General features: G+C 33.0%; 23 protein-coding genes and 1 tRNA gene. 18 read left to right on the top strand and 6 right to left on the bottom strand.

Features of this window, described 5'->3' with window-relative positions; all coding sequences use genetic code 11:
- Nucleotides 1-30: 30 nt before the first annotated feature.
- Entirely contained in the window at nucleotides 31-666 is a 636-nt protein-coding gene (locus DFQ02_RS10405) for a Crp/Fnr family transcriptional regulator (RefSeq protein WP_116524376.1), read from the bottom strand.
- Nucleotides 667-748: 82 nt separating this feature from the next.
- Between DFQ02_RS10405 and DFQ02_RS10400 the strand changes: the two genes are divergently transcribed.
- From DFQ02_RS10400 to DFQ02_RS10370, 8 genes are all read left to right on the top strand, one after another.
- Nucleotides 749-825: transfer RNA gene (locus DFQ02_RS10400), tRNA-Arg, on the top strand.
- 110 nt (nucleotides 826-935) lie between these two features.
- Entirely contained in the window at nucleotides 936-1,403 is a 468-nt protein-coding gene (locus tag DFQ02_RS10395; RefSeq protein WP_116524375.1) for a hypothetical protein, read from the top strand.
- Nucleotides 1,404-1,678: 275 nt separating this feature from the next.
- Nucleotides 1,679-1,957 (top strand): DUF2202 domain-containing protein, encoded by a 279-nt coding sequence (locus DFQ02_RS15385; RefSeq protein ID WP_262510830.1) that lies wholly within the window; start codon nucleotides 1,679-1,681, stop codon nucleotides 1,955-1,957.
- A gap of 16 nt (nucleotides 1,958-1,973) precedes the next feature.
- Nucleotides 1,974-2,330: a DUF2202 domain-containing protein gene (locus DFQ02_RS10390; protein ID WP_262510829.1), complete on the top strand. Its 357-nt coding sequence runs from the start codon at nucleotides 1,974-1,976 to the stop codon at nucleotides 2,328-2,330.
- Between the two features lie 183 nt (nucleotides 2,331-2,513).
- Nucleotides 2,514-3,821: a TolC family protein gene (locus tag DFQ02_RS10385; protein WP_116524374.1), complete on the top strand. Its 1,308-nt coding sequence runs from the start codon at nucleotides 2,514-2,516 to the stop codon at nucleotides 3,819-3,821.
- Nucleotides 3,822-3,827: 6 nt separating this feature from the next.
- Nucleotides 3,828-4,904 carry an efflux RND transporter periplasmic adaptor subunit gene (locus tag DFQ02_RS10380; protein WP_116524373.1) on the top strand — a complete coding sequence of 359 codons (1,077 nt, stop codon included), beginning with the start codon at nucleotides 3,828-3,830 and terminating at the stop codon, nucleotides 4,902-4,904.
- Nucleotides 4,905-4,911: 7 nt separating this feature from the next.
- The gene (locus DFQ02_RS10375) at nucleotides 4,912-8,103 is read left to right on the top strand and encodes an efflux RND transporter permease subunit (protein ID WP_116524372.1); all 3,192 of its coding nucleotides are present in this window, start codon (nucleotides 4,912-4,914) and stop codon (nucleotides 8,101-8,103) included.
- Nucleotides 8,104-8,110: 7 nt separating this feature from the next.
- Nucleotides 8,111-8,299, top strand: coding sequence for a YgaP family membrane protein (locus tag DFQ02_RS10370; RefSeq protein ID WP_181896402.1), 189 nt, complete (start codon nucleotides 8,111-8,113; stop codon nucleotides 8,297-8,299).
- An 89-nt stretch (nucleotides 8,300-8,388) separates the two neighbouring features.
- Here the strand turns inward: DFQ02_RS10370 and DFQ02_RS10365 are convergent, their stop codons facing one another.
- Nucleotides 8,389-9,732 (bottom strand): OmpP1/FadL family transporter, encoded by a 1,344-nt coding sequence (locus DFQ02_RS10365; RefSeq protein WP_116524371.1) that lies wholly within the window; start codon nucleotides 9,730-9,732, stop codon nucleotides 8,389-8,391.
- Between the two features lie 290 nt (nucleotides 9,733-10,022).
- Between DFQ02_RS10365 and sqr the strand changes: the two genes are divergently transcribed.
- The 5 genes from sqr (at nucleotide 10,023) to DFQ02_RS10340 (ending at nucleotide 13,878) form a co-directional block, all read left to right on the top strand.
- Nucleotides 10,023-11,255, top strand: a complete 1,233-nt coding sequence (gene sqr / locus DFQ02_RS10360; protein WP_116524370.1) for a type III sulfide quinone reductase, selenoprotein subtype — start codon at nucleotides 10,023-10,025, stop codon at nucleotides 11,253-11,255.
- A 12-nt stretch (nucleotides 11,256-11,267) separates the two neighbouring features.
- Complete coding sequence (locus tag DFQ02_RS10355) at nucleotides 11,268-11,576, top strand: TusE/DsrC/DsvC family sulfur relay protein (protein ID WP_116524369.1); 309 nt, start codon at nucleotides 11,268-11,270, stop codon at nucleotides 11,574-11,576.
- Nucleotides 11,577-11,597: 21 nt separating this feature from the next.
- On the top strand, nucleotides 11,598-12,071 hold the full coding sequence (locus tag DFQ02_RS10350; RefSeq protein WP_116524368.1) for a DsrE/DsrF/DrsH-like family protein: 474 nt from the start codon (nucleotides 11,598-11,600) through the stop codon (nucleotides 12,069-12,071).
- 190 nt (nucleotides 12,072-12,261) lie between these two features.
- The gene (locus tag DFQ02_RS10345; protein ID WP_116524367.1) at nucleotides 12,262-13,284 is read left to right on the top strand and encodes an XdhC family protein; all 1,023 of its coding nucleotides are present in this window, start codon (nucleotides 12,262-12,264) and stop codon (nucleotides 13,282-13,284) included.
- Nucleotides 13,285-13,878, top strand: coding sequence for a nucleotidyltransferase family protein (locus tag DFQ02_RS10340; RefSeq protein ID WP_116524366.1), 594 nt, complete (start codon nucleotides 13,285-13,287; stop codon nucleotides 13,876-13,878).
- On the opposite strand, the gene DFQ02_RS10335 is transcribed toward DFQ02_RS10340, so the two are convergent.
- The 3 genes from DFQ02_RS10335 to DFQ02_RS10325 all read right to left on the bottom strand — a co-directional run bounded on the left by DFQ02_RS10335 (nucleotide 13,879) and on the right by DFQ02_RS10325 (nucleotide 17,003).
- On the bottom strand, nucleotides 13,879-14,031 hold the full coding sequence (locus tag DFQ02_RS10335) for an SsrA-binding protein (protein ID WP_116524365.1): 153 nt from the start codon (nucleotides 14,029-14,031) through the stop codon (nucleotides 13,879-13,881).
- Nucleotides 14,032-14,574: 543 nt separating this feature from the next.
- Nucleotides 14,575-16,641 carry a M56 family metallopeptidase gene (locus DFQ02_RS10330; protein ID WP_116524364.1) on the bottom strand — a complete coding sequence of 689 codons (2,067 nt, stop codon included), beginning with the start codon at nucleotides 16,639-16,641 and terminating at the stop codon, nucleotides 14,575-14,577.
- A gap of 2 nt (nucleotides 16,642-16,643) precedes the next feature.
- The gene (locus DFQ02_RS10325) at nucleotides 16,644-17,003 is read right to left on the bottom strand and encodes a BlaI/MecI/CopY family transcriptional regulator (protein WP_116524363.1); all 360 of its coding nucleotides are present in this window, start codon (nucleotides 17,001-17,003) and stop codon (nucleotides 16,644-16,646) included.
- Between the two features lie 150 nt (nucleotides 17,004-17,153).
- On the opposite strand from DFQ02_RS10325, the gene DFQ02_RS10320 reads away from it, so the two are divergent.
- Nucleotides 17,154-18,098, top strand: coding sequence for a calcium/sodium antiporter (locus DFQ02_RS10320; RefSeq protein WP_116524362.1), 945 nt, complete (start codon nucleotides 17,154-17,156; stop codon nucleotides 18,096-18,098).
- A gap of 77 nt (nucleotides 18,099-18,175) precedes the next feature.
- Here the strand turns inward: DFQ02_RS10320 and DFQ02_RS10315 are convergent, their stop codons facing one another.
- Complete coding sequence (locus DFQ02_RS10315; protein WP_116524361.1) at nucleotides 18,176-19,198, bottom strand: glutamine synthetase beta-grasp domain-containing protein; 1,023 nt, start codon at nucleotides 19,196-19,198, stop codon at nucleotides 18,176-18,178.
- Nucleotides 19,199-19,450: 252 nt separating this feature from the next.
- Between DFQ02_RS10315 and DFQ02_RS10310 the strand changes: the two genes are divergently transcribed.
- The 4 genes from DFQ02_RS10310 (at nucleotide 19,451) to DFQ02_RS10295 (ending at nucleotide 26,684) form a co-directional block, all read left to right on the top strand.
- The gene (locus tag DFQ02_RS10310) at nucleotides 19,451-21,637 is read left to right on the top strand and encodes a glutamine synthetase III family protein (protein WP_116524360.1); all 2,187 of its coding nucleotides are present in this window, start codon (nucleotides 19,451-19,453) and stop codon (nucleotides 21,635-21,637) included.
- An 82-nt stretch (nucleotides 21,638-21,719) separates the two neighbouring features.
- Nucleotides 21,720-22,898, top strand: coding sequence for an AIR synthase related protein (locus DFQ02_RS10305; RefSeq protein ID WP_116524359.1), 1,179 nt, complete (start codon nucleotides 21,720-21,722; stop codon nucleotides 22,896-22,898).
- A gap of 75 nt (nucleotides 22,899-22,973) precedes the next feature.
- On the top strand, nucleotides 22,974-23,933 hold the full coding sequence (locus DFQ02_RS10300; RefSeq protein WP_116524358.1) for a DUF3078 domain-containing protein: 960 nt from the start codon (nucleotides 22,974-22,976) through the stop codon (nucleotides 23,931-23,933).
- A gap of 195 nt (nucleotides 23,934-24,128) precedes the next feature.
- Nucleotides 24,129-26,684, top strand: coding sequence for an adenosylcobalamin-dependent ribonucleoside-diphosphate reductase (locus DFQ02_RS10295; protein ID WP_116524357.1), 2,556 nt, complete (start codon nucleotides 24,129-24,131; stop codon nucleotides 26,682-26,684).
- Nucleotides 26,685-26,967 lie beyond the last annotated feature (283 nt).

The following is a 26,967-nucleotide window of genomic DNA, read 5'->3' as shown; positions in this document are numbered from 1 at the left end:
CTGTTAAATCTGTTATGTAACAAATGTTACCTAATTAGAAATAACTTCAATTTTGTTTCTTCCAAGTGTTATTTTCTTCTCATTTTCAAGCTGTTTTAAGAGCCTTGATATTACTACACGAGAGGTATGTAGATCTTCGGCAATTTCTTGATGTTTTATCAACAGAGTTGCAGATTCATTTAGCATTGACTTGTTAACTAGATATTTGTATAACCGTTCATCCATTTTTAAAAAAGCAATACTATCTATTGCATCTAACATTTCATCAAAACGTATTTGATAGCTTTCAATAATAAAGTTCCGCCAACTCTCATTCCCGTGAAACCATTCTTTCATTTTTTGAACAGGAATCATTATTAAATCAGAATCTTGTTCTGCTACAGCTCTTATTTTACTTTTTGATTTACCCATGCAACAGGTAAGAGACATGGTACAGGTTTCACCAGCTTCTAAAAAATAGATAAGTAGTTCATTACCTTCATTGTCTTCTCTTAAAATCTTGATATGTCCTTTTAACAATAGGGGAATATAGAGCATAGGTTGATTAATATCAATTATGATATCATCTTTAGAAAAAGATTTAAAAACTCCAACATTTATAATTTCATTTATTAAGCTATCATCGAGTACGTAGCCAAATTTTTGGTAAAGTATTTCTTTTGTCATGTTTCAAAAATAAGCATTTATAAATTTGAAATAAATAGTTTGGTATAGTTTTAATAAATAGTATATTTGCACGCACAAAAAAGGCCACGTGGCGCAACTGAATAGCGCACTTGATTACGGCTCAAGAGGTTGCAGGTTTGAATCCTGCCGTGGTCACCATAAAACCCATAAACTAAAAAGTTTGTGGGTTTTTTTGTGTTTAGTTATTGTAACATTTGTTACATGTTTTAGTATCTCATAAAGTTACATTTGCCTTTGAAATTTAACTTATGAAGCCTTTAGTTCCATTAATTTTATTAGCATTTCTTATTGGCTGTCAAGATTCAAAAAAATCATCCTATGCCATTGAAAGTACTTATCAAGAGGAGCACCCGGGTAAAGTTTTAATGGAACGTCAATGCAATGTTTGTCATAGTCCTACTGCTAGTCATGAACAAAGGTTAGCACCTCCCATGATTGCCGTAAAAAAACATTATGTAGCAGCTCATACTAACAAAGCGGAGTTTGTGGAAGATATACAGAATTGGTTTGATAATCAAACTGAAGATAATGCAAGAATGTATGGGGCAGTAAGAAGGTTTGGTGTTATGCCTAAACTATTGGTTTCAAAAGAAGATTTAAAACAAATTTCAGATTATATTTTCGATTATGATATAGAAAAACCAGTATGGTTTGATGAACATTACAATGAAGAAAAAAGAAAAGGATTTCCAATGCGAAACGGAAAACAAATTTAGATAGTTCATTCTTAAGGCAACCCCCCTGAACTAATTAATAGCATTTTTACTTGAGGGGTTTACAAACCTGTAAGTTATCTTTACATATTTTATTATTTAAAGGAGGCCTTATAGGCTAGCCAATAAGGTAAAGATGTTTGGTTTTTGGTTGATAGTTAAAAGCACCTATTTACAGGTGCTTTTTTCTTTGCGAACTCTTTGTTTATGTAACATTGGTTACTACCCATTGTTGAGTGATAGCATACCTTTACTTTATAATTTAAAACCTTAATAGAATGAAAAACTCATTTATACCTAGTAGCTTATTAATAATAATACTAACACTTTCTATTCTAAGCTGTAGTAGCGGTTCTGATGATCAGAATATTCTTCAAGATGACATTATTCAAGAAGATATTACTAAACAAGATGACACTTTTAGTAATGAAGATAAAGATGCTCTCCTCTTTATGCTTGAAGAAGAAAAATTAGCGAGAGATACTTACTCGTTTTTAGGTGATTTATGGTCTATAAATCAATTTAATAATATAAACAAAGTGAGCAAACGCATATGAATGCATTGTAAGTTTATTGGAAAACAATGATATTGAGTACACCATTTTACCTTATGGTGAATTTAATAATCAAGAACTTCAAGCTTTATATGATGAATTTAAAACTAATGGCACCACTAGTAAATCAAAAGCGCTACAGATTGGGGCGACAATAGAAGATCTAGACATTATTGACCTTCAAAATTTTATAGATAAAATGTCTAATTCATCCATAGTCTCTGTGTTTAAAAATTTGCAATGTGGATCCAGAAACCATTTGAGAAGTTTTGTGAAAGCTATAGAAACGAGCGGAGATACTTACACTCCTCAATATTTAAGTATTACTGAATATTCCAGCATCATTAACGGTAGTCAAGAAAAGTGTGGTCAATAGAACATTCAATACGTGTTTATTGCTGTAACCTATGTTACAAACTTACCCAAAAGACTACTCTATTTTTGCACCAATAAATTTGAGTTTAACACAGTCAACATAATTAAAAGAAGCTCAATAAAACTATGCTTCTTTTATTTATAAGGGGTTACATCCAAATATTTTAAAATAAGAAATAAACACATGAAAAAGATAATAATCTTTTTAACGATGTCATTTATTGGCAGTCCCTTGCTACAAGCTCAGGAAGTAGTTTTAATAACTAAAGCAAACGTCTTATCTAAAGTCTCAGATAGTAATTTATCTATTAAAATTTCTAATGAAGAATTTAATCAAGCAAGAGCAGATTTTAGACAAACCAACGCAGTATTTCTTCCAAGTATTACGGCAAGTCATACGGGAATAGCCACTACAAATCCTTTAATGGCCTTTGGTTCAAAATTAAATCAGGAAATTTTAACACAAAACGATTTCAGTCCAGCATTGTTAAATGATCCATCACAGATTGAAAATTTCGCAACACGATTAGAGATAAAACAACCTTTAATTAATGTTGATGGGTTTTATCAGCGTAAAGCGGCTAAATCTAAAATGGAGGCTATGATTCTAAAAAAGGAAAGAACTACCCAATATTTAGAATTTGAAGTAGAAAAAGCATACATGCAATTACAGTTGGCTTATAAAGGTGTTGAAGTACTTGAAAAAGCTTTAGAAGCTGCTATGACTAATAAAAAAACAGCCGATGATAATTTTAAGCAAGGCTATTTACAAAGAGCCGATGTTTTAAATGTTGAGGTAAGGGTAGCAGAAGTTAAAAACCAATTACAGACTGCTAAAAGTAATGTTGAAAATGCATCCAATTACCTTTCGTTTTTAATGAATGACAATACATATACCATTTATAAACCCACTGATAGCTTGTTAGTGTCTGGTGTGACAACAATAAATAAACGCGTTTCTGAAAACCGATCTGATATTAAAGCTATGGGATTAGCTTCTGAAGCTTATCAAGCAAATTACAAAGCAGATAAAATGGCTTTTCTACCAAGGCTCAATGCTTTTGGGAGTTATGAGTTATATGACGATCAAATTTTTCAAGCTGATGCTAATGGCTATTTGTTTGGAGCTCAATTAAGCTGGGACATTTTTCAGGGTTCTAAACGCATTGCTAAATCACAAAAAAGTAGAGCAGAATTTGAAAAGTCTAGACTGGAATATTCTCAATATGTATCACAAAGTAATTTAGAGTTAAACAAAGCAAACCGCATGTTAACTGATGCTCAAAACACATTAGATTTAACAGCATTGGCCTTAAAACAATCTAAAGAATCTTTAAGAATTTTCACAAACAGATTTAAAGAAGGGCTTGAGAAAACATCCGATTTGTTAATGGCAGAAACTAAATATGCACAGAAACAATTAGAATACTACCAAACTATTTTTGAGTATAACTATGCTCAAGCCTATTTGAAATTTTTAACAAAAGAATAAAACACTATGAAGAAGTATATATTTCGGCTTTCATTAATTGCAACAGGTTTAATTTTATCAAGTTGTGGGAGCGATAAACAAGAAAATAAAAGTAACGATAGAGCTATAAAGGTTAAAGTAGCACAGGTTGTTGATAATATTGATAATCAATTTCTAGCAGTAAGTGGTAAAGTACAAGCCCTGAAGAGTTCAAACCTAAGTACTAGAATGATGGGACATGTAAGTAAAATTCATATTAATATAGGTGATAAAGTTACTAAAGATCAATTACTATTAAGTATTAATAACAATGATCTATCTGCAAAATTAGCACAGGCAAAGGCAAGTATTATTGAAGCTAAGGCAGCTTACACTAATACAGAGAAAGACTATCATAGGTTTGTTAACTTGTTTAAAAACAATAGCGCCTCTCAAAAAGAATTAGATGATATCACAGCGCACTACAATATGGCTAAAGCACGATTGGAGGCCGCAAACCAAATGAAAAAGGAGATAGAGGCTCAGTTTAGCTACGTTAACATTAGAGCGCCTTTTAACGGGGTGGTAAGCAATAAATTTATTAATGAAGGTGATATTGCAAATCCAGGGATACCGTTGTTAGAGATTGAAACTCCGGGAGAATTTCAGGTTGCTGCCATGGTTCCTGAAACCGAAATTTCTCAAATTAAGAATGAAACTAAAGTGGTTGTTCAAATAAAATCTTTAAATGCGTTAATAAATGGAAAGGTAGTTGAAGTAAGTACATCTGCTAAAAATACTGGAGGACAATACTTAGTCAAGGTCATGTTAGAAAAAACAAACCTTAATTTACTTTCAGGAATGTTTGCAACAGTTCAGTTTCCTGTCAACGCCTCAGATAGTTCTAATTCAATTTTAATTCCAATATCAGCCCTTGTAACAAAAGGTGAGTTGTCTGGTATTTATTCTGTAAGTCAAAGCAATACTGCATTATTACGTTGGCTAAGGCTAGGTAGAATTTATGGAGATAAAGTAGAGGTTTTATCTGGTTTGAACGCTGAGGAAAGTTACATTATTTCATCTGAAACCAAACTATTTAATGGCGCTAAAGTAACCATCCAATAACTGTATTATGAAAGAAGGATTAGCAGGAAAAATAGCCAAGGGCTTTATAAATTCAAAGCTTACGGTACTTCTTATGATTGTTTTTATGGTCATTGGGGTGTATAGTTCGTTTTTAATCCCTAGAGAGGAGGAGCCTCAAATAAATGTGCCCATGGCAGACATTTTTGTAGGATATCCAGGAGCGAGTCCTACCGAGGTTGAGAGTAGAGTAATAAAGCCACTAGAAAAGTTACTATCTAACATAAAAGGTGTAGAGTATGTTTACTCAACCTCTATGAAAGAACAAGGAATGGTAATTGTTCAATTTTATGTTGGCGAAGATATTGAGCGTTCATTTGTAAAGCTTTACAATGAAATTAATCGGCACATGGATATCATGCCAAAAGGTGTTACCATGCCTTTAATAAAATCTAGAGCCATTGATGATGTACCCATGTTAGGTTTAACGTTGTGGAGTGAGAATTATGATGATTTTCAGCTAAAACAAATAGCTAATGAACTAAACAATGAAATAAAAAAAATCAATGATGTTTCCATTACTCAAAAAATAGGAGGTAGAGACCGTCAATTACGCGTAGTAATTGATAAAGATAAATTGGCGGCTAGCGGATTGGATTTTTTATCGGTGTCTAAAATGATTCAAACTAACAATCAACAGCTAAGTTCTGGTAAATTTAATAGGGCAGATACCGAATTTCTTGTAACTACGGGTAGGTTTTTAGAAACTATTGAAGATGTAGAAAATTTAGTGGTTGGAATACAGCAAAACCAACCTATTTACCTCAAACAGGTAGCTAACATAATTAATGGTCCAGAATTACCCAAAAGTTATGTGTCTCTTGGGTTTGGGCAAGCAAGTGAAAAATCAGGTGCTTATCAATCAGAATATCCTGCAGTTACTATTTCAATAGCAAAGCGAAAAGGTGCCGATGCTATGAAAATATCCGATATTATTTTAGATAAAGTAGCGTATTTAAAACAGACGTTAATTCCTGACGATGTTCACGTAGAGGTTACTCGAAATTATGGTGAAACAGCTTCACAAAAAGTATCTGAACTCTTAATGCACCTTATTGGGGCAATTATAGCGGTGACTTTTGTGGTAATGCTAGCCATGGGGTGGCGAGGTGGTTTGGTAGTGTTTTTATCTGTACCTATTACATTTGCTTTGACCTTGTTAAGCTATTACATGTTAGATTACACATTAAATAGAATAACCTTATTTGCTTTAGTATTTGTTACAGGTATAGTGGTTGATGATTCCATTATTATAGCAGAGAATATGCATCGTCATTTTAAAATGAAAAAGCTACCCTTTAAAGAGGCTGCATTGTATGCTATTAATGAGGTAGGTAATCCAACTATTTTGGCAACATTTACTGTGATAGCCTCTGTGTTACCAATGGCATTTGTGTCTGGGTTAATGGGGCCTTACATGAGCCCAATGCCAATAGGGGCTTCTATAGCTATGTTATTATCATTATTTGTAGCTTTAACCATTACACCGTATCTAGGAGTCTTATTTTTGAGAGAAAAAGAAAAAAAAGGAAAAGAGTCCATTGAAAAGAAGATGGAGGACTCTTTCATTTATAAAATATATGAAAAATTTGAGCGTCCGCTAATTGAAAGCAAAACAAAGCGATGGGTATTTTTAGGCATAACCATTGTCTTATTATTGGGGTCGTTATCTATGTTTTTTACTAAATCGGTTGCTGTAAAAATGCTACCGTTTGATAATAAGAATGAATTTCAGGTGGTAATTGATATGCCAGAAGGCACTACTTTAGAGCGCACTGCAGTTGTTACTCAAGAAATAGCCCAGTATATATCTACAAGACCAGAGGTTGTGAATTATCAGACCTATGTTGGGACTTCGGCTCCAATAACATTTAACGGTTTGGTTCGTCATTATGATTTACGAGGAGGTAGTAACATGGCCGATATTCAAGTGAATTTAATCGATAAGCATGATAGATCTGAACAAAGCCATGATATAGCCAAATCAGTGCGTCCTGATATTCAAAAGATAGCCTCAAAGTTTAATGCTAATGTGAAAATTGTTGAAGTGCCGCCAGGACCACCAGTTTTATCAACCATAGTGGCTGAGATTTATGGACCGGATTATGATAAACAAATTGAAGTTGCTAATGAAGTTCAAGATATTTTAAGAAACACCCAAGATGTTGTGGATATTGACTGGATGGTTGAGGATAATCAAACAGAATATGAGTTTGTGGTAGATAAAGAAAAGGCTGTGTTGTATGGAGTGTCTCCAGAACAAATAGTATACACCATGAACTTGGCTATGGGTGATAATGTAGTTTCAACATTATATAAAGAAACAGCATCAGAACAAGTAGGAATTGTATTGGCATTAGATGAAAAGGATAAATCAACTTTAACAGATTTATCACAACTTCAAATAAAAACTAAATACGGTAATATGATGAGTGTTGGCGATTTAGTAAGTATTAAAGAACAAGTAAGAGTTAAGAGTATTTACCGTAAAAATCAAAAACGGGTAGTCTATGTTATGGCAGATATGGCTGGTGAACTTGAGAGTCCAGCGTATGCCATTTTAGGAATGGCAGATAAGTTAAAAGCAATTAATCTTCCTGAAGGCTATAAAATAGATGAGCTTTACATGAAACAACCTGATTTTGAAGATGATTATACGGTTAAATGGGATGGCGAATGGCAGATTACGCTTGAGGTATTTAGGGACTTAGGTGTGGCTTTCTTAGGGGTTATCATCATTATTTATATGCTCATTGTAGGATGGTTTCAAAACTTTAAAGCACCTGTTGTAATGATGGTAGCTATTCCTTTATCAATGGTAGGTATTGTATTAGGACATTGGATGTTGGGAGCTTTTTTTACAGCTACTTCCTTTATTGGAATGATTGCATTGGCGGGAATTATGGTACGGAATTCGGTCTTACTTATTGATTTCATAAATCTAAGGTTGGCAGAAGGTGCGCCTTTAAAACAAGCAGTTATCGAGGCAGGGGCAGTTAGAACAACACCTATATTACTTACCGCAGGTACCGTTGTAATTGGCGCCTTTGTAATATTATTTGATCCAATTTTTCAAGGACTGGCTATTTCTTTAATGGGAGGTACCATAACAGCTACTATTTTAACCTTGTTAGTAGTACCTTTGGTATACTATTTAATTGAGCGTAAAAATTATAAATAATAACATTATGATAAATAGATTAATAAGAATTATTGCAGGAACATTTGTTTTAATAAGTGTGATTCTCGCTGTAAAAGTAAACATCAATTGGTTGTGGTTTACTGCTTTTGTGGGAGTAAACCTGTTACAATCAGGAATTACTAAATGGTGCCTTATGGAAACCATTTTAAAAAAAGTATTTAAAGTAAAGGATTAGTTATTCCTTATAATTAGTTTAGAGGTCTTAGTTGACCACAAAAAAGCAAGCTAATTCAGCTTGCTTTTTTATTAGATATATAAAATGATTTATTTGTTAAATGTATAGCTAATACCAAACTGAATCATAGAGGTTGTCATATCATATGAAACAGATGACCCAGGAATGGCTCCAAATGGGTTTGAAGGAGATGCTAACATTGGGTTTAGCATCTGTCCTGATGTTGCGTCTCCACTATCACCATAATGAAATACGGCGTCAAGATTCCAGTTTTCACTCAGTTTGTATCCCAAACCAAACTGGAAAGCATCTTTTATGATAGCTGTAGCTGGTACATTAAAAAAAGTTACTTCTTCTGGTATTGGATTTGAACTGTAGGTATAACCTAATCTTATGGGTAACTTGCTGATACCTTTATATTGAATACCTGCTGAAAGAATGGAGATATTCTCCCATCCAAATCCAGCTACTGAACCCGTTTGAGTCCATCCTGTTATAGAGAAACCATCGGTATTTTCATAATCTACACGTCTAAAATCAAGAGCCAAATCAATATCTCCTTTAGAATAACCTACACCTAAAGAAATAATGGCAGGATAATCCATAGCAAACTCACTAGTAATTGTAGAATTGTCTATATAGGTGTTTTCAAATTCAAAATCGCTAAATTTTTGTGTTGTTTTATAAGAAGCACCTAGTTTAAGTCCTATCCCTGAATCGTAAAACAATCCAAATTGAGCTCCAAAACCTATAGCTGATGCTTTATTTGTAGAAGGGTATCCAGAATTATTTGGGTTTGCAGTAGGATTAGGCATTAATTCTAAGGAAGCATAATCTATATTTGGTTGTATCCCAATAGAAAGTTTATCTGTAATCTCATAAGCATATGATAAGCCCACCTGCAATAGAATATAATCAGATTCTATATGGCCAAATCCTCTTGCTTGTTGAGGGTAATTAATTGGATTTGAATTTACCATTGGGTTAAAGCTTGAACTTAACGGATTATTTACTTCTTCTGGAAAAGTAACCCCAAAACCACTAATACCAAAAGCAGAAACACCAAACGTGTGTTTACTAGACTCATTACCCCAAACCATGGCTAATGCAGGCATAGGAGACATGCCTCTGTCATCTTGCGTTGTTCCACTTACTGCAGGTGCTCCAGCGCCTAACATTCCTGGTGGTAAAGAAGAAGATAATTCTGGTGATGAAAAGAATAAACCTATATCTAGTTTGATAATCTTACCATCAAATGTTGATAAAGTCGCAGGGTTCCATTGTATGGCACCAGAAATATCTAGCGGTTGTGCCGTAGAAGCGCCTCCCATAGACATGTTTACGGCCCCTACACCTTGCATGATATGACCTGCCTGAGAGAAAACGGCTGTTGTAAACATTAATAACAGATAATTTAAAAAATTAGTTTTCATAATTGAAAGTATTTAGGACACGAACTAAATGAAATTAAAATAGCACTTAAGGTTCATGTTTGTTTAAGTAAAAAATATAGTTTCAAAGTTAATCTAAACAGCATGTTTTTTTCTATGATTTTTGTCATATTCTTGACTTGAAATAAAAACTAGAATCCTTGTGTAACCTTTGTTACATAAGGGTTTACATGACTTTTGTCATTTTTTATAATAATGTTTAGGTGTAATTTTACCCAAGATTAAAAAGTTATTTTTTTTCAAATTTAATCATAACAAAATCAAAAAAAGAAATGAAAAATTTAGTGATTTTAGGAGCGGGAACAGCTGGAACTATGATGGCCAATCATTTGGTTTCAAAGCTTCCTAAAAAAGAATGGACAATAACGATAGTTGATCAATATAAAACTCATTATTATCAACCTGGTTTCTTGTTTTTACCATTTGATATTTATACCGAAAAGCAAGTAAAAAAAGACGGTAAGAAATTTATTCCTAGGGGTGTAAATTATATTCAAAAGAAGATTGACAGAATTCTTCCAGAAGAGAACAAAATCAATTTGGAGGATGATATTCTAGACTATGATGTTTTAATTATCGCAACAGGGTCTAAAACTGCTCCAGATGAGGTAGAAGGCATGTTGGGAGATAATTGGTATAAGTCTATTTTCGACTTTTATACTTACGAAGGTGCTTTAGCATTAAGAAATAAATTGAGAGAATGGGAAGGAGGTAAATTAGTGATACATATTACAGAAATGCCCATTAAATGTCCTGTAGCACCTCTAGAATTTGCTTTTTTAGCAGATTCTTATTTTAAGAAAAAGGGAATCAGAGATAAGGTTGAAATAACATATGTAACGCCTTTATCAGGTGCTTTCACAAAGGAGAAATGTTCTAAGTCTTTGGGATATTTACTAAAAGAAAAAAACATCAATTTAGAAATTGATTTTGCTATTGAACATGTTAATAATGATAACAATAAAATTATTGACTATGCAGATAAAGCAATCGATTTTGATTTATTGGTTACCGTACCAACAAATATGGGTGATGAGGTTATTGAGCGTTCTGGTTTGGGAGACGATTTAAACTTTGTGCCTACCCACCATAATACTTTACAGTCTCTTGCACACGAAAATATATTTGTAATAGGTGATGCTACTAATGTACCAGCTTCAAAAGCAGGATCTGTAGCACATTTCCAAGCAGAAACACTTACAGATAATATACTGCTTTATGTAGAAGGGAAACCATTAAAAGAAGAGTTTGATGGTCATGCCAATTGTTTTATTGAAACAGGAGATAATAAGGCTCTTTTAATAGATTTTAACTACGAACAAGAACCTGTTGAAGGCACATTTCCATTTGCTGGAATAGGGCCACTAAGACTGCTTAAGGAAAGTGTTTTTAATCATTGGGGAAAATTGGCTTTTAGATGGATTTATTGGAATATGTTGCTTAAAGGTATTCCCATACCATTTGTTTCAAGAAATATGAGTCTTAAAGGAAAAAATATAGATTAAAATTATATAAAAATGAAAAAAGTAATAGCACAAACGGAAATTGATGTTAATGAGGAAGGGTATTTAACAGACTTCTCTCAGTGGACTAAAGAAATTGGTACAGAAATAGCCAAGGAGCATAATATTGAAATGACCGATAGTCATTGGCAAGTTATAGATTGGATTCAAGAAAAAGTGAATGAAGGAGTCGCTTTGTCAATAAGAGGAATTAAGAAAAGTGGCGTTATAGACATAAAGCAATTTTATGCTTTATTCCCTGGTGGTCCGTTAAAAGTTTCAACTAAAATAGCTGGTGTACCAAAGCCTAAAAGTTGTATTTAATTAAAATTAAAAAGATAAGTCATGGGAACTAAAGTAAAAAAAATGATGTTCATTTTGTCTAAAGCTAACATTGATAATGCATATGCTGCTTTTATAATGGCAAATGGCGCAAGAATGGAGGGTATTGAAGCCGAAATATTTTTTACTTTTTTTGGATTAGAAGCTATCCAAAAAAAGAAGATGGATCATTTACATGTGGCAACAGTTGGTAATCCAGCAATGCATATGCCTACCATGATTGGGGGGTTACCAGGCATGGAAGCACTGGCTACTAAAATGATGAAAAAAGAAATGGAAAAACTTGATATGCCACCTGTAAGTGAGTTTATTGAGATTTTATCAGATTCAGGGTGCAAGCTTTGGGCATGTAAACTGGCTTATGAAATGTTCCATTTAAAAGAAGAAGATTTAGTTGATGAGCTAGATGGTATTTTAACCGTTGGTGATTTTTATAATAGAGCAGATCAAGATGGTTGTCAGATAGTTTTTATTTAATCGCGTATCCACACAAATCAAGATAAAGGCAAGCTTAACAAGCTTGCTTTTTTAATTTATCACACTCAATATCCTTAGTTTTTTCTACTCTTTAATTGATAGTTTAAAATAAGTTAAACTTATTTTAAAAAAAACGTTTTACGCTTATTGAGCTCAATATTCCTTATATTTAATTTCTAATCTTTGGTTTATGACTCATGAGTTGCTTAATATAATTGAATCTGTTATTCAATATCAAGAAAAAGGCATGAAGTGTGTTCTGGTAACTGTAGTAGATTTAGAGGGATCTTCATATCGAAAACCAGGGGTTAGAATGTTGTTGACTAATCATGGTTCCATGGTAGGAGCCGTGAGTGGTGGTTGTGTTGAAAAAGAAATTATTAAAAGAGCACAATCTGTTTTTACAACAGGAACGTCTAAGGTGATGGTTTATGATGGACGTTACCGATTAGGTTGCGAAGGGTCCTTGTATATTTTAATAGAACCAATTTTTGTCTCAGATATTTTAAAAGAAACTTTATTTGAAAATATTAAAAACCGAAACACTTTTACAATTAAGTCATTTTTTAAAAAAGACGATGATTGCGTTGGTAATTTTGGTTCAGTAATTTCATTTAAGAACAATGAATCATATACATTTTCAGATAGCTTTTGTCCAGACAAATTGGAGGTAGGCATTAAAATCTTTACCCAAATTTTACCTCCTTGTTTTAAGTTGTTAATTATAGGAGGGGAGCATGATGCAGTAAAACTCTGCAACATGGCTGCTTTGTTAGGGTGGGAAGTAGAAGTTATTACCTCAATGAGTGACCCCAAGGGATTAAAGGATTTTCCTGGTGCAAAATCAGTCATTGCCTGTACACCAGAAACTTTTACAGGTAAAAATATTGATGATGAATGTGCGGTAGTACTAATGACCCACAATTATGCTCAGGATTTAAGATATTTATTAAAGTTAAAAGAATATAGCCTCTCATATATTGGTATATTGGGCTCAGTAAAAAGAAGGCATCAACTTCAAAACGAATTATTTGAATATGTAGAGGATCTAGATGAAAATTTTATAGAAAGCATTCATAGTCCGGCTGGTTTAAATATTGGAGCTATTACTCCAGAAGAAATTGCTTTGTCTATACTTTCAGAAATTTTAGCGGTGACCAGAAATAAAGAGCCTTTTTCTTTAAAGGTGGTTAACGGTAAATTACACTGTTAAGTGAAAGTTTCTGTACTTATTTTGGCGGCAGGTAATGCATCCCGAATGGGAAAGGCTAAGCAGTTGTTACCATTTAAGAACACCTCACTTTTAGAGCATGCCATTCACAATGCTTTGGCGTCTAAGGCTGATAATGTATTTTGTGTTTTAGGCGCTCATGCCAATGTTATAATAAATCATGTAGGTAAAAGCAAAGTAGATTTTATTTATAATCCAGACTGGAAACAAGGTCTTAGCACTAGTATTATTTCAGGAATAAATTATGTTCAATCACTAGAAAGTATTCCAGATGCTGTTTTGGTCATGTTAGCAGATCAACCTTTTGTAGACTCCAAATACATAGATTTAATTATTGCAACTTTTTTTGAAAAAACCAATACTATTGTAGCGTCTCAATACAAGTATAATAAAGGAATTCCTGCTATTTTTCCAAAGGAATTCTATCAGACTCTTTTAGAATTAAAGGGAGATAAGGGAGCCAGATCTCTATTAAATAATAAGAAACTAAATGTTGTGACTGTGTTTTCTAAAAGTGAAAAAACACTTGTAGATATTGATTTACCAGAAGATTATGATAAGCTTTTACAAGGTTAGTTAACCCAAAGCATTTTTAGTAACGTACCACCGCCACCCAATAATAGCTAGTTGCAGTTTTGAGGCTTTAGCAATGTCTAAACCTCTTTTAGTATAACTGGGTAGAACCACTTTATTAATTTTTGCTAAAATTTTAAATAGTTGCTTTCGCATCTCTTGTAGTACTTACTTTAAAGTGTAAAAATAGTAAAACTTATTCTAGAACTAAGTTTTACTTTTTTTAAGCATTTAGAACAGTGATAAAATTATAAGAATTACGTCCACTATAATTTTGGCAAGTGTCATCATGTTTTTAGGTTTAAAGGGTTAGTAAACAGTTTTTTATATCAATGTTTTTTTAAGATATATAATTTAGAATATGTCCTCCAAACGTTTTTATAAAAATCGATGAAATTGAATATTAAATTGTAATAAAAAAAATGATTAGTGTTTCGGAATGAAAGTTTTTTGCTTCTAAGAAATTTTTATTTTAAACTTTTAAGATTGTTTTTTGTTTTAATTTAAAATAATTTTAGAGGCTTTTGAGAGCTAATTTTAAAAACCAAGGGGGATTTCATTTAAAAAGTGATGAATTTTATGGGTTTTATCTTTTTGATAAATATTTTTACAAAAAAAAGAAACACAGTATTTGCTTGTCTTTTCAAACATTATTTCTACTAACTTTTTGGGACTTTTCGAAATTAATTAGATTTTGACTTAATCTTTTGAAGCTTTTTTTTGGTATAAGAGATTTGAAGTTCTAGCAAAAACCTGTCCGCTGTTATCATTTCCAACACTTATTTGAGGTATTGGCTGACCTCCAGTTTCCCAAGTCTCACTAACTTTGTTAATTTTATTTTCAATAGTTATCTTAATCTTAGTAATCTCTCCTTTTTCATTTCTTTCAACATCTTCAAATTTAACTGTAATTCCTTTTTCTTGCATTTCTTTCACCCACCTGTTTAATCCAGAGTCAGAAATATCTTTATTAACTATATAACTATAAGCACCAGAGTCATATAGATGATAAATTCTACCATACTTTGGAGTACTATTTTCATCCAAGGAATAAGAAGCCGCAGCATTTGTTTTTGGGTCATATATAATTACTTGGGTATTATTAGATGAAGTGGTAATTTTTCTGGAGTTTTTACCTTTTCCAATACTAAAAGTCATTAAATTGCTTTCACTGCGTTCAGATTCAAATATTTTAAAAGTAAAATCAATATCATATTTCTCTTTTAACAGTTTTTGTTGTTCTGTTAAGCTTTCTAAGGTTGTCCTTGGGTTAATGAATATTTTAATTAGATTAGCTTCGTTTTCAATTGTCTTGAGATATTCAACGAAATCAGCTGTGTTAATATTAAAATGATTCTTCTCTTTGTTATACTGTATTAGAATAGTCTTTAAGGGGTGAGGAGAAATCATTCTATAAGAATCTTCTATGCCATTCTTAGTAACCGTAAAATATATGGAAGTAATAAAATTCCCATCATCTCTACTAATCTCTTTTAAATTAAATTTAAATCCTTTAAGACTTAGCTTGTTTTTAAAATTTTCTAGTTGATAATCTGAGAAGTTATTATAAATAACAAATTTATTGCTTTCTTGATTTTCTCTTGAATGGGCTCGAACACCAAACTTTTCCTTGGTTTTGTAAAAGTAGAAAGGTTGTATTGGTCCATTATTATTTATAGCGTTAAATGTACAATGACCACCATTTTGCACTTCAAATTTTGTCTTAATGTAGGTTATTTCATTTTTATCATTCCTTTCTAAACTAGTATAGGTAAATATGATACCATCCATTATTAATATGCTTTCTATTTCCTTGAGTGCTTTTTTTGAAAGGTCTTTATGTATTTTAATTTCTATTGTGTTGTTTGTTAATTCTTGTTTATTTTCTTTAAACAAAATGTTTTCATCTTTACTAACAAAAACTTCTTTAGTGTTAAAACTCATCAAAAACCAGCTTAAAGCAGGAAATATAAAAAGGTACTTTAGTAAATTGATTGATTTTGATTTCGATTTGTGTAACATAACGATTCGTTTTTTGATTAATGAATTATAAAAATTATTGGTTAATGCCAATTGATGAGTTGGCATACATGTTTTAAGTAATATATTTTGATAGCTTTTTTTACAGTCTACTTTTTTTTGAGCTTCATTATCAGCAATAAACTCCAGATTTTGTTTTAAGTCTTTACTATATAACCAGATAAAAGGATTAAACCAAAGCACAATACTAGCTAACTGAGACAAAAGAATATCTATTGAATGGTATTGACGTACATGAACCTTTTCATGAATTAAAATTTGATGCAATTCAGTTTGAGTGAATAATTCTGGGTTGTAAACAATCCATTTAAAAAAAGAAAAGGGTGTAGTAGTGGAATTTGTTTTTACAAGAATAAATTCTTCCTCCCTAGTCCTTTTATACTTCAGTAAAAGAACTATTAAAGATGATAATTGAAACAAAAACCTGCCCAGAAAGAAAGCAATGCCTGCAAAATATAAGTAAGTAATTATATCTATAAGGTTTATGGACTCCTCTACAATTTGTTGAGTAACTGGAATGGAGGTATCAAAAACAAAATTATCTAATAAAACAGGAGTATGTTCAATATAAACAGGAATTATAATTAAAGGAACCAAAAAAGCAGAGGATAAGCCAATTATCAAAAAGCCTCTATTAGATTGAAAAAAAGTATCACGTTGTAAGAACGATTTGTAACAAGCATAAAAAATGGCAATTATGGCACTGGCTTTTAATAAATACTCCATGATTAGTTGTTCTTTTCAATGAGTTCAATAATTTCTTTAAGTTCCTCAACGCTTATCTTTTCTTCTTTAGCAAAAAATGATACTACATTTTTATAAGAATTATTAAAATAGTTGTTAATGGCAGTATTCATAAACCTTTTTCTGTAATCTTCTTTTTTTACAGTAGGGAAGTATTGGTGGGTTTTACCATAGGCATTGTGTGCAACATAACCCTTATCTTCTAAGTTTCTAATGATTGTGGAAAGGGTGTTATAATGTGGTTTGTCATCTTTAATTTCGTTAAGAACATCCTTTACAAATGCTTTTTCAAGATTCCACAGAATGTGCATGATTTCTTCTTCTTTGTTTGTGAGTTTTTCCATAATAATATTTTAACCTCTACAAACATATAACTATATTTATAGTTATACAACTATTTTAATAGTTAAATAACGAATTATGTAGTTAAAAAATCTTTTTACTTTTCGTACTATAACTTTTCTCTTTAACATATCTTCGTAAAAAAAAGTTATATGAGTATACTTTGGGTCATCCTTGGTTTTATTTTACTAGTTATAGGTGGTGAGTTTTTAGTACGTTCTTCAGTAGCATTATCATTTAAGTTTAGCATATCTAAGATGGTTATAGGTATGACAGTAGTATCTTTTGCCACATCTGCACCAGAACTACTAGTAAGCTTAAATGCTGCATTATCGGGGTCACCTGCTATCGCTATTAATAATGTAGTAGGTTCTAATATTGCTAATATTGGGTTGGTGCTAGGGGTAACAGCTATGGTTGGTGTCATAGCAGTAGATAAGATGTTTTACAAGCTTAATTGGCCTGTGATGATGATTTTCTCTATGGCACTTTATTTCTTCTTAAAAAATGATAATACACTGTCAACTTTAGAAGGCGCTATTTTATTTATTGGATTAATACTGTTTCTTTATATTTTGGTAAAGAGTTCTAAAAAAAGTAAAATAGTTGAAGAAGTTGATGATGCCCTAGCCAGTGTGTCTAATTTTAAAATGACACTTTGGTTACTCATAGGTGCAGCAGCTCTTTATTTTGGAAGTGAATGGTTGGTTAAGGGAGCCGAAGAAGTGGCTTTAGCCTTAGGAGTAAGCAAAGGTGTGATTGGGTTGTCATTAATAGCTATAGGTACTAGTGTACCAGAATTAGCAGCTTCTGTAATTGCAGCAGCAAAACAAGAAAAAGCTATTTCGTTAGGGAACTTAATTGGGTCAAACATCTTTAATATTGCTTCAGTTTTAGGGCTTACCGCAATCATAAAACCTATTCCGGTAACCGAAGCCTCAATTTTAAATAACGATATTTTTTGGATGTTAGGTTTTGCAGCTATTTTAATACCGCTCATACTTTTGCCAACACGTATGCAAATTAGTAGAATGAAAGGTATGGTTTTGGTCGCAGCCTATGGCATTTTGATGTTTTTTATTTTTACACGAGGCTAAAGTAAAACTATTTATACAAAAGAAAACGCTTACCAATTGGTAAGCGTTTTCTTTTATGAACAAAATCTATTGTGAAATTAAATCTTAGCAGATTTAACAGTTTTAATAATTCTACCTGCAATCTTATATGGGTCACCATTTGCAGCTGGTCTTCTATCTTCTAACCAACCTTTCCAGCCTTTTTCAACAGTAGCTACTGGAATACGAATTGATGCTCCACGGTCAGAAACTCCATAAGAGAAATCAGTGATGGCAGCGGTTTCGTGTAAACCAGTTAAACGTTGGTCATTAAACTCACCGTAAACTGCAATATGTTCAGCTACTACTGGGCGGAAGGCTTCACAAATAGCTTCATATACTGCTTTGTCTCCACAAGTTCTTAACGTTGTGTTAGAGAAGTTAGCGTGCATACCAGAACCATTCCAGTCCATATCCTTTCCTAATGGTTTAGGGTGGTATTCAATGTAATATCCGTACTTTTCAGTTAATCTGTCTAGTAAGTATCTAGCAACCCAAATCTCATCTCCTGCTTTTTTTGCACCTTTAGCAAATAACTGAAATTCCCACTGTCCACAAGCAACCTCTTGGTTAATACCTTCAAAGTTCAATCCAGCAGCAATACATAAATCAGCATGCTCTTCAACTAAATCTCTACCATGCGTATTTTTACCACCTACAGAACAGTAATACATTCCTTGTGGTGCAGGGTAGCCTCCAACAGGGAATCCTAAAGGTAATCCAGTTTCAGTATCCATTATAAAGTACTCTTGCTCAAAACCAAACCAGAAATCATTATCATCATCATCAATTGTAGCTCTACCATTAGATTCGTGTGGTGTTCCATCTGCATTTAAAACCTCACTCATAACTAAATATCCGTTATGACGATCTGGGTCTGGATAAATAGCTACAGGTTTTAGAATACAGTCTGAGGATCCACCTTCGGCTTGTCTTGTGGATGACCCGTCAAAAGACCAGTTACCAATTTCTTCTAAAGTTCCTTGAAAGTTTTCGTGCTCTTCTACTTTGGTTTTACTTCTCATGTTCTGAGTAGGTTTGTAACCATCTAACCAAATGTACTCTAATTTAATTTTTGCCATAATGGATATTTTAATTTTAAATCTTATTTTCTAATCAGCACAAATATATATTTTTATGTAAATACTTTAAATTTTTGAGGGGTCTTTTAATATTTGGTCATGTTATTTTTGTTTATACCCTATTTTTTTAGGGTATCTATTATAAAAAGTATAGTTTTTTATATAAATATTGAAAAATTGTTAACGGGTTATTTTGTGATTAAATCACTATAATTAATTTTGCAACCACTAATAAATCAAATTAATAAGTCAATGCCTACATTACGTTTTCACGCTGTAAAAGAATCGTTAGCACATAAACCAATAATTTTTGAGGAAACCAAAAAGCGATCTGAGATTTTTGGAGAAAATGTCTTTAATGAAGTTACCATGCGTCAATATTTAACTAAAGATGCCTTTATCAGTGTCAAGAGCGCAATAGAGCATGGGGATAAAATAGGAAGAGCAATAGCAGACCAAGTTGCTGTGTCTATGAAAGATTGGGCATTGTCTAAAGGGGTAACGCATTACACACATTGGTTTCAACCACTAACTGGGGCAACAGCAGAAAAGCATGATGCTTTTTTTGAAACTGTTAGTGAAGGATTTGCCATTGAAAAATTTGATGGTGGTCAATTAGTACAACAGGAGCCAGATGCTTCTAGTTTTCCTAGTGGAGGCATTAGAAACACATTTGAAGCGCGTGGTTATACGGCATGGGATCCGTCATCACCTGCCTTTATTTATGGTTCTACCTTATGTATTCCAACTATTTTTGTGGCCTATACGGGTGAGGCTTTAGATTATAAAACACCACTTTTAAGATCACTTCACGCTATTGATACAGCTGCTACCGATGTGTGTAAATATTTTGATAAAAATGTAAAAAAGGTGTCATCATCTTTAGGTTGGGAACAGGAGTATTTTTTAATAGATAAAACACTTGCTGCCAGCAGACCAGATATTACCTTAACAGGAAGAACCTTATTGGGGCATTCTTCTGCAAAAGGGCAACAACTTGATGACCATTATTTTGGAGCCATTCCTACCAGAGCATATAACTTTATGAGAGATTTGGAAAATGAGTGTATGCTTTTGGGTATCCCTGCTAAAACAAGACACAATGAAGTAGCTCCAAATCAGTTTGAATTAGCGCCTATTTTTGAGGAGGCTAATTTGTCAGTAGATCACAATTCTTTACTAATGGATATTATGGGGAGGGTTGCCTCACGCCATAACTTTAAGGTTCTTCTTCATGAAAAACCTTTTGCAGGTATGAATGGGTCTGGTAAGCATAATAATTGGTCATTGTCTACAGACACGGGTGTTAACTTATTATCTCCAGGAAAAACCCCAATGAGTAACCTGCAGTTTTTAACCTTTTTTATAAATACTATTAAAGCGGTTTACAAGCATGAAGCGCTTTTAAGAGCTTCGGTAGCTTCGGCAAGTAATGAGCATAGGTTGGGTGCTAATGAGGCACCTCCAGCAATAATGTCTATTTTTATAGGAGAGCAACTAACTAAGGTTTTAGAAGAATTAGAAGGAGTAACTAAAGGTAAGTTATCTCCTCAAGAAAAAACTGAACTTAAACTAAATGTAGTAGGTAAAATACCTGATGTTCTTCTAGATAATACCGATAGAAATAGAACGTCGCCATTTGCGTTTACGGGTAATAAGTTTGAGTTTAGAGCTGTGGGGTCTACTGCCAATTGTGCAGACCCAATGACGGTTTTAAATACTATTGTAGCGAAACAACTCATAGAATTTAAACAAGAAGTTGATAAGCTAATTGATGGGAAAGGATTGAAGAAAGATGAGTCGGTATTTAACGTACTTCGAGAATATATTAAGTCTTGTAAACCCATTTTATTTGAAGGTAATGGCTATGACGAAGCTTGGGAAAAAGAAGCGACAAAACGAGGTTTGAGTAATAATAAAACCACTCCAGAGGCATTAAAAGCAAGAGTTTCAAAGCAGAGTATAAAGCTTTTTGAAGAAATGGAAGTAATGAGTGAGGTTGAAGTACGTGCACGTTATGAAATTGCTGTAGAGGCCTATATTAAACATATTCAAATTGAAGGGAGGGTTTTAGGAGATATAGCTCGAAATCATATTGTGCCTACAGCGGTTAAATATCAAAATGTTTTGGTTGAAAATGTGAAAGGACTAAAAGAGATTTTTGGAGCAAGTTTCAAATCGGTTTCAAAAGAACAAATTAGTTTAATAGAAGAAATATCAAAACATATTGAGAGTATAAATGCTAATGTTACTAAAATAATCGACGAGCGCAGAAAAGCCAATAAGCTAGATGACTTAGAAAAACGTGCGACAGCTTACAGTGATAATGTTAGGCCTTTATTCAATGATATCCGTTATCATTGTGATAAACTTGAATTATTGGTTGATGATGAGATTTGGCCACTAACAAAATACAGGGAATTGTTGTTTACACGTTGATGTTTATAACCTATTAAATCCTGCCTTTAAAAGGCAGGATTTTTTAATTCAAAAAACTACCTTTGCAGCACATTATAATATTATGAGTCAAGAAGTTTCTAAACGATATGCACAACGTGGGGTATCGGCCTCAAAAGAAGATGTTCACAATGCTATAAAAAATATAGACAAAGGGTTATTTCCCAAAGCCTTTTGTAAAATAGTACCTGATTATTTAACAAATGACGAGGATTATTGCTTGATTATGCATGCTGATGGGGCAGGCACAAAGTCTTCTCTGGCTTATATGTATTGGAAGGAAACTGGTGATGTATCGGTATGGAAAGGTATTGCTCAAGATGCACTCATTATGAATATTGATGATTTGTTATGTGTTGGGGCAACCGATAATATCATGTTATCTTCAACTATTGGTAGAAATAAAAATTTAATTCCAGGTGAGGTCATTTCAGCGATTATAAATGGAACCGAAGAACTTCTAAAAGATTTAAAAGCACATGGTGTTACCATTCACTCCACGGGTGGTGAAACAGCCGATGTTGGTGATTTGGTAAGAACCATTATTGTAGATTCAACGGTTACTGCTAGAATGAAGCGTAGTAATGTTATTGATAATGCTAATATTAAACCAGGTGACGCTATTGTGGGTTTGGCATCGTTTGGACAAGCAACTTATGAAAAGGAATATAATGGCGGTATGGGAAGTAACGGATTAACTTCAGCACGTCATGATGTGTTTAATAATTATTTAGCTGAAAAATTTCCAGAAAGTTTTGATGCTGCTGTTCCTTCAGAATTAGTATATTCTGGAAATGTAAAATTAACTGATGCTGTTGAAAATTCGCCAATTGATGCAGGTAAATTGGTATTGTCGCCAACCCGAACCTACGCGCCAATTATCAAAAAGATACTTTCGAATTACAATAGTGATTCTGTTCATGGTATGGTGCATTGCTCTGGAGGAGCGCAAACCAAAATACTGCATTTTATTGACCAACATCACATTATAAAGGATAATTTATTTCCAATTCCACCGCTTTTTAGATTAATTCAAGAACAATCAAAAACCGATTGGAAAGAAATGTATCAGGTATTTAATTGCGGACACAGAATGGAGTTGTATGTAAGTCCAGACATTGCAAACGATATTATTAAAATTTCAAAATCCTTTAATGTTGATGCTCAAATTATTGGTAGGGTTGAAGCGTCAAAAGAGAAGAAACTTACAATAAAAAGTGAGTTTGGTGAGTTTAGCTATTAGAATTTTATTATTGATTGTTGAAAATGGAATGATTATTGATAAGTGGTGAATTTAAGAATAACCTAACATATTATCATGCGATACCTACTATTAGTATTAGTTTGCTTCTCGTTTCTTTTTTCTAACGCACAACCCGATTCTCTTTATTTAAAAGAAAAACCAAAAAAATATGATGGTCCTCAATGGAAAGTAAAAAACAAAGCTTCTATAGATCTTAGTGAGGTAGCATTTGTTAACTGGAATGCAGGTGGTGTTAACTCTATTTCTGGGCTTGTTGGATTAGAATCCTCTAGAAACTATTCAGATAAATATTTTACTTGGCGGAATAACTTGGTTATGAGGTATGGTTTGAATAAGCAACAATCTAAGGAGTTAAGGAAAACAGACGATTTAATAGAGATAAATTCTATCATGGGCTACAAACCAGATAGTTTGTCTAATTGGTTTTATTCTGCTCGGTTAAATTTTAGAACACAATTTGCTAATGGATATCAATATCCAAACACAGATGACCCAATTTCAAGGTTAATGGCTCCTGGTTATTTGTTTTTTGGAGGTGGTATGGAATATGGAAGACATATTGATAAAGTGTCTGTTTATTTTTCACCAGTAACATTAAAAGCCACATTTGTATTGGATGAAGATTTAGCTAATTCTGGTGCTTTTGGGGTTGAAGGTGCTGTACTAGATGATGAGGGAAATATTTTAATTCCTGGCAAGCGTGTGAGAAGAGAATTAGGTATTCTGGTGACAAACAGTTATGAAATGGAGGTTGCAGAAAATATCAATATGGTCAATAATATAAGTCTGTATACAGATTATATAAACAATTTTGGAAACATAGATATTGACTGGAGACTCGATTTCGATTTTAAAGTAAACAACTATGTTCGCGCTAGATTTGGCTCTCATATTAGATACGATGATGATGTAAAAACCCAGAAAGAAACTAACATTGAAGGTGAGTTTGACGAAGCTGGAGCCAAAGTACAGTGGAAACAATTTTTAGGTGTTGGTTTTGCAGTAGATTTCTAAAATATCTTCAATTTATTTTTTTAAAATTTGTTAACTTTTTAATGTTGATAAATTTTTATATATCTGATAATCAAATAAATATGTTGTTTTTTGTGTAAACTTTATGATATTTGTCATGTTGTAAGTTGATAAGTTTAAGTATCTTCACGGTTAAATTTTTAATAATCCATTTTGATTTAAACTTTAACTAACCTCATGAAAAACAATTTAACCAAAGCCTTACCAAAAACTTATACCCAAGATCAAGCTTTTAATGCTTCTTTAGAGTACTTTAAAAATGATGATTTAGCGGCACGTGTGTGGTTAAATAAATATGCCTTAAAAGATTCAGAAGGTAATATTTATGAGCTTACACCTAACGATATGCATCGTAGAATAGCAAAAGAAATTGCCAGAGTTGAGCAAAAATATGCGAATCCTATGAGTGAAGAGGAGGTCTTTGATTTAATCAAAAATTTTAAATACATCGTACCTCAAGGGAGTCCAATGGCAGGCATAGGAAATCCGTATCAAATTGCCTCACTTTCAAATTGTTTTGTAATAGGAAACTCTGGAGATTCAGATTCTTACGGGGGTATTATGAAAATTGATCAGGAGCAGGTACAGCTTATGAAAAGACGTGGTGGTGTTGGTCATGATTTGTCTCATATTAGGCCTAAAGGTTCTGGAGTTAAAAATTCAGCGTTAACATCAACTGGTATCGTGCCTTTTATGGAGCGTTATTCAAACTCTACCAGAGAGGTGGCGCAAGATGGAAGAAGAGGTGCTTTAATGCTGTCCGTTTCCATTAATCATCCAGATTCTGAAGATTTCATAAATGCCAAGTTAGAGCAAGGAAAGGTAACTGGAGCCAATGTATCTGTACGTATTGATGATGCGTTTATGAGAGCAGTTAAAAATGAAACCGATTACACTCAAAAATATCCTATTTTTAGTAGTAATCCAAAAACTTCAAAAACCATTCAAGCAAAAGATTTATGGAATAAAATTGTTCATAATGCTTGGAAATCTGCAGAACCCGGAATTTTATTTTGGGATACCATTATTAACGAATCTGTGCCAGATTGTTATGCCGATTTAGGTTATAAAACAGTTTCTACAAACCCTTGTGGTGAGATTCCATTATGTCCGTATGATTCATGTAGATTATTAGCCATTAATTTATTTTCTTATGTTGAAAATCCATTTACCGAAAAGGCAACGTTTAATTTTGATTTATTCAAAAAGCATGTTGCTTATGCACAGAGAATAATGGATAACATCATTGATTTAGAACTTGAAAAGATTGATGCCATTCTTCAGAAAATAGATGCCGATCCAGAATTAGATGAAGTAAAGGCTGTAGAGCGCAACTTATGGAATAATATTAAAAGAAAAGCAGAGGAGGGAAGAAGAACAGGAATAGGCATTACTGCCGAAGGCGATATGCTGGCAGCCTTAGGTATTCAATATGGAAGTGAAGCGGGGAATGCCTTTTCATTGGAAGTACACAAAACTATTGCTATTGAGGCCTACAGAGCATCTGTACATTTAGCAAAAGAACGTGGAGCGTTTACTATTTTTGATGCCGATAGAGAAAAGGAAAATCCGTTTATAAAACGTTTAAAAGAAGCCGACAGTAAGTTGTATTATGAAATGTTGGAGTATGGGCGTCGTAATATTGCGTTACTTACCATTGCACCAACCGGTACTACGAGCTTAATGACACAAACAACATCTGGTATTGAGCCTGTGTTTTTACCAGTATACAAACGTAGAAGAAAAGTAAATCCGGGTGATAAGGATGTGCGCGTAGATTTTGTTGACGAAGTAGGTGATTCTTGGGAAGAATATGTTGTTTTTCACCATAAATTCAAGCAATGGATGGAAGTGAATGGTATTGATACCACCCAAAACTTCTCTCATGAAGAATTAGATGAATTGGTCAAAAAATCACCTTACTACAAGGCAACTTCAAATGATGTAGATTGGTTAAGCAAAGTAAGTATGCAAGGAGCCATTCAAAAATGGGTAGATCATTCTATTAGCGTTACTATTAATTTGCCAAATGATGTCTCCGAAGCATTAGTTGGTGAATTATACTTGAAAGCTTGGGAAGTGGGTTGTAAAGGTGTCACCGTTTACAGAGATGGATCTCGCTCTGGAGTACTCATTTCAAACGACGATAAAAAAGAAGAAGAAGCTAGTAACACCTTAACGCCATTCCCCATTAAGCGACCTCAAATATTAGAAGCAGATGTAGTTCGATTTCAAAATAACAAGGATAAGTGGATTGCTTTTATAGGTTTGATTGATGATAAACCGTATGAGATATTTACTGGTTTAATTGATGATGAAGATGGGATTTTAATCCCAAGATGGGTGAATAATGGGTTAATAATTAAAAATAGAAATGAAGATGGTACCTCTAGATACGATTTTCAGTTTAAAGACAAACGAGGCTATAAAATTACCATTGAAGGATTATCCTATAAATTCAATCCAGAATATTGGAACTATGCCAAACTAATTTCCAGTACCCTGCGCCATGGTATGCCTATTGATAAAATTGTTGATTTAATAAACAGTTTACAGTTAGATACAGAATCTATAAATACCTGGAAAAATGGTGTAGGTAGAGCACTAAAACGTTATGTTGCCGATGGTACAAAAGCCAAAGGACAAACCTGTGCCAATTGTAATTCAGATAATTTAATCTACCAAGAAGGTTGTTTAACTTGTAAGGACTGTGGTTCTTCCAAGTGTGGTTAGCAATCAATGACCTAAAGAAAAAAGGAAGTCAAACGACTTCCTTTTTTTATTCAATTTTTGGATTTTGTTCACTGGTTTTGTGAATGGCTTGTTACGGGAAGTTCTCGCGAATTTTCCGCCGAAAACCGAAGATAGCAAATTTGCGAGGAATTTCCGTGAGGAAAGTCGGAAGCAATGAATTATAGCCGTCTTAAGTTTACAATCTCTTAATTTTAGATTATAAATCAGAAAGAACAAAAGAGAGGAGTAAGATTAATATAGCCGTAGGAACTTGCGATTCCGT

Source organism: Seonamhaeicola aphaedonensis (assembly GCF_003386195.1).
Taxonomy (GTDB): domain Bacteria; phylum Bacteroidota; class Bacteroidia; order Flavobacteriales; family Flavobacteriaceae; genus Seonamhaeicola; species Seonamhaeicola aphaedonensis.
The sequence above is the reverse complement of the archived record's forward strand: the minus strand, read 5'-3'. Positions and strand labels throughout refer to the sequence as shown.